The 3,337-nt window shown below is 64.3% G+C and carries 6 protein-coding genes and 1 pseudogene; 3 read left to right on the top strand and 4 right to left on the bottom strand.

The genetic code is table 11. The annotated features are described in order from the left end of the window. The first annotated feature begins 148 nt into the window (after positions 1-148). Complete coding sequence (locus ACFVXJ_RS31165; RefSeq protein WP_389666814.1) at positions 149-448, top strand: transposase; 300 nt, start codon at positions 149-151, stop codon at positions 446-448. Here the strand turns inward: ACFVXJ_RS31165 and ACFVXJ_RS31160 are convergent. Next, entirely contained in the window at positions 340-864 is a 525-nt protein-coding gene (locus ACFVXJ_RS31160) for a hypothetical protein (RefSeq protein WP_389666818.1), read from the bottom strand. The genes ACFVXJ_RS31165 and ACFVXJ_RS31160 overlap by 109 nt on opposite strands. A gap of 85 nt (positions 865-949) precedes the next feature. Here ACFVXJ_RS31160 and ACFVXJ_RS31155 point away from each other — a divergent pair, with 85 nt between their 5' ends. Both ACFVXJ_RS31155 and ACFVXJ_RS31150 read left to right on the top strand, forming a co-directional pair. Further along, entirely contained in the window at positions 950-1,276 is a 327-nt protein-coding gene (locus ACFVXJ_RS31155; protein WP_389666813.1) for a hypothetical protein, read from the top strand. Positions 1,277-1,321: 45 nt separating this feature from the next. Then, entirely contained in the window at positions 1,322-1,942 is a 621-nt protein-coding gene (locus ACFVXJ_RS31150) for a hypothetical protein (RefSeq protein WP_389666812.1), read from the top strand. A 244-nt stretch (positions 1,943-2,186) separates the two neighbouring features. On the opposite strand, the gene ACFVXJ_RS31145 is transcribed toward ACFVXJ_RS31150, so the two are convergent. From ACFVXJ_RS31145 to ACFVXJ_RS31135, 3 genes and pseudogenes are all read right to left on the bottom strand, one after another. Next, complete coding sequence (locus tag ACFVXJ_RS31145) at positions 2,187-2,354, bottom strand: hypothetical protein (protein ID WP_389666810.1); 168 nt, start codon at positions 2,352-2,354, stop codon at positions 2,187-2,189. Between the two features lie 20 nt (positions 2,355-2,374). After that, a complete protein-coding gene (locus ACFVXJ_RS31140; protein ID WP_389666816.1) occupies positions 2,375-2,512 on the bottom strand; it encodes a hypothetical protein in 138 nt (45 codons plus the stop codon). A gap of 161 nt (positions 2,513-2,673) precedes the next feature. Next, positions 2,674-2,874, bottom strand: a pseudogene (locus tag ACFVXJ_RS31135) (IS256 family transposase); the annotation flags it as partial. Positions 2,875-3,337: the final 463 nt, after the last annotated feature.

The following is a 3,337-nucleotide window of genomic DNA, read 5'->3' as shown; positions in this document are numbered from 1 at the left end:
AACGGGGCTATCCAGGACGGCTCCGACGCCGTGATCACACCAGCCACACCAAGATCATCTCACCCGTGATCAGCAGTTTCGGGACAACCCTTAGGCCGTGTTTTAGATTGGGGTTCCGTTCCGCGTCTCGCGCAGTGATGATCATGGTGTGGGGCGTGGGGATCTCTCTGACGAGCAGTGGTCGGTGTTGGAGTCGTTGTTGCCTGCGGCGGGTGTGGGCCGTAGGTCGCGGAATCGGCGGCGGTTGATCAACGGTGTGCGGTGGCGGGTGCGGACTTCGATCCGGATAGCGGGGGCCGCTTTTGTGTTTCTGGCGTCGTCGGACGCTGCGGCTGGAGGTTACAGGTCCTTGAGGAGCAGCTCAGCCACCTGGGCTCGGAAGGCTGGGTCGCTGGCTGCGGAGAGGTCGTCCACGAATGCCTCCACCGTGCCCAGCAGTTCGATATAGCGGGCGATGGCCCTGCGCCGCTCACCTTCTAGGAGCTTCGCGAAAATGATGTCCATGCTGGCCACGCCATCGGCCCATGGCATCTTCACGGGGGGCTTAGGAAGCTGAGGTACTTCCGGGAACCCTCCGCGAGGGTCAGGCACACCAGGCCCGTTCTGCAGTACGCCGCCGGGCTGGAGGGTACCCAGGACCTGCTCAGAGCCGGGTGTCCCTTCGTTCGGGGACGAGGTCTGGTTTGCCGCGGTAAACAGAGATTGTTCCGCGCCGACGGGAGCCAAGGCCAGATCGGCAGCGGAGCGGCTGGCGTGGTCTGGTTTACCGCGGTAAACCGAGTCACCTCCGCCCGGACCGAACACGGTGGTCAAGAGGAACGCGGGCCTGGCCGAAACCAGCACGTTGTCGACCGAGAGCGCCACCCCGATATCTCCGGCACCGGCAGGTACGTCAGACTTCTATTGGATCAAGAACGCTCGCGTCATCAGTCAGTCGTGCGGGACCGGCTTGATCCAGCAGACGAGCGGGCAGGGCAAGACCACGCTCGTCCTGTCCGTCGAGAGGAGCGTCGCCGCGACCGTCACGAAGGAGATCAACGTCGACCTCAAGTACGTCTCGGCTGGCGTGGGCTGGAGCGTGACCAACTCCTACGCCGTCAAGAACGAGACGCGCTACGAAGTTCCCGCCGGCAAGTGCGGAACGGTGCAGGCATTCCCCCTCTACGACGTGTACCAGGCCGATGCCTACACGGGCTCCACTGGCAACTACCCCACGGGGAAGAAGGTCTGGGCGTACAAGCCCGTCGGCGTCTGCTTCAATCAGTGGGCGCAGTAGTCAAAACAAGCACTGAAGGTACAACATAAGTGAGGTGCAGCCCCAATGGCTCGAATCAAGCGGACTCTAGCAATCGGGGCTGCCCTCATTGCGTTAACCGTGGGGTGTCAGAATGAAAGCAGCCACGAAAGTCCCCCCTCAAATGAAGCTCAAAACACTCCATTGATCAAATTGGAAACGATCCACGTCGCAGATGATCCGCTGAACGAATCAAGGGGGCTAGTGAAAATGCTCTCCGAGATTAACTACGGGCAGACGCGGCTAATTGCTTACGCTAACGGTGACTCTTGTGGGATCATCGTCACCCCAAAGAGCGACTCCACCGAACAACGACTTCACCTGGTGTCAAAATGGCCCGCCAAGTCCGGGGGAGGCAACAGCTACCCTGCAGGTCCCTACAACAGCGTCTCGGGTGCCGGTGGTGAAAAGATCTGGGCATCACTGATGTGCAGCAAGAATGCCATGGTGATTGACTACACCTCGGGCCAGAACGACGGCCCCGACCAGATCCGCGGGCAAGTCGACGTCACACAGGTATCCAACAGCCCGTCAACCTCGCGGATCATCATCGGAGACCCTGAGGTGCGAAAGCAGATCAAGAACGTAGCAGAAGATCGGGAAAGCCGACTGCAATCCGGTCAGGACATCGGCACGAAGGTCACTTGAGCGCGTTCACCTCAACTTGCAGGGCGGTTTCAAAGCCTTGGCGATCAAGGGTCTGTGCCAGTCACGAAAGCATGACGATGTGCGAATCGGGGGGCATTGGCCCCGAAGAGGACACAGCCCGAGGCCGCCACGAAGATGATCGCGGCCAATGCCTCGCGGTCACCCGCTCGACGCCGGCTGGGTCGACGAGCGTGGCAACTTCCCTGCGGGGGACGCGTTGCCGGACGCCAGGGCGGGGGAGTGTTCAATTGCGCAGGAGGTACGGGGCGTTCTCCATCCGTTCGCAGAGGATCAGACTCTCGGGCCGGCCGACCAGCATGTACCGGCCGTGTGAGGCGGGCTTGCTGCCGGGCCCGTGCGCCCGCAGCAGCTCCGCAAGGCGCTCCCCGTGCTGTTCGGCGAACGCCTCCAAGCGCTGGATGTCCCGTCCCGCTAGCCCTCGCGTACGGTGCTGAGAACCACGGGCAGGATCTCCTCCGACGCCTCCGGGTGGAGAAAGTCGTCCGGGGCGGTCAAGGCCCACGTGCACCGCCGCGCCGCCGCCTGGACCTCCTCCGCGTCCAGCGCCACGGCCGGGGCCGGTTCCTCCACCGGAGCCCCGGCCGGGACAGGGCAAGCTGGCTGTCGAAGGCGGGCAACCGGGAAGACCATGGAGGCGGCGCGCCCCCGCTGTGCGGCGAAGGCGACGCGCAGCAGGTCGCTGGCGACCGCGCGGACGCCAGCATCCCAGCCGTCCTCCGCTCCACGAGGTGACCGTTCTCGAAGCGGGCGCCGGCACGGACCAGGGGCACCAGGTGCGCCCCGGTGATCGCGCGCCAGCGGGCCTGTGCGGACTCGACCAGTTTGAACACCATCGCCAGGGCCGCGGCCGGGCTGCCGGCACCGCGGGTGACCTTCGTCCGCAGCTTGACCGTGGAGAACGTCGACTCGACACGTCGCAACCCGTCTCATACATGCCCACTGCCACCGCCGCCTCCGCGACGGCAGCACCGGGACAGCACTTCTGCCTGCCCGACAGCCCTCGGGGCTTGCTTGAGCCGGTTGCCTGGAAATCGGGCACGGCCGGATCTGAGGGGGCCCCAGCGCGGAGACGCGCTGGGGCTACCCGACGAGCTGTTCTTCTCCACCCTGACCCGACGTCTACTACGCCGCGGCCAGTTCGCCTTCCGCGACGAACTGACCGCGGCCATCGACACCTTCGTCTTGGCCTACGACGAACACGACGCCAAGCCCTACCGCTGGACCTACGACGGCAGCCCACTCAAAGCCGCATCAACCCCCGAAGGATCAACGCGGCGCTGCCCTAAGGGTTGTCCCGAAACTGCTGATCACGGGTGAGATGATCTTGGTGTGGCTGGTGTGATCACGGCGTCGGAGCCGTCCTGGATAGCCCCG

Source organism: Streptomyces sp. NPDC058279, from assembly GCF_042881255.1.
Taxonomy (GTDB): domain Bacteria; phylum Actinomycetota; class Actinomycetes; order Streptomycetales; family Streptomycetaceae; genus Streptomyces.
This window is presented reverse-complemented; position numbering and strand designations above follow the sequence as displayed.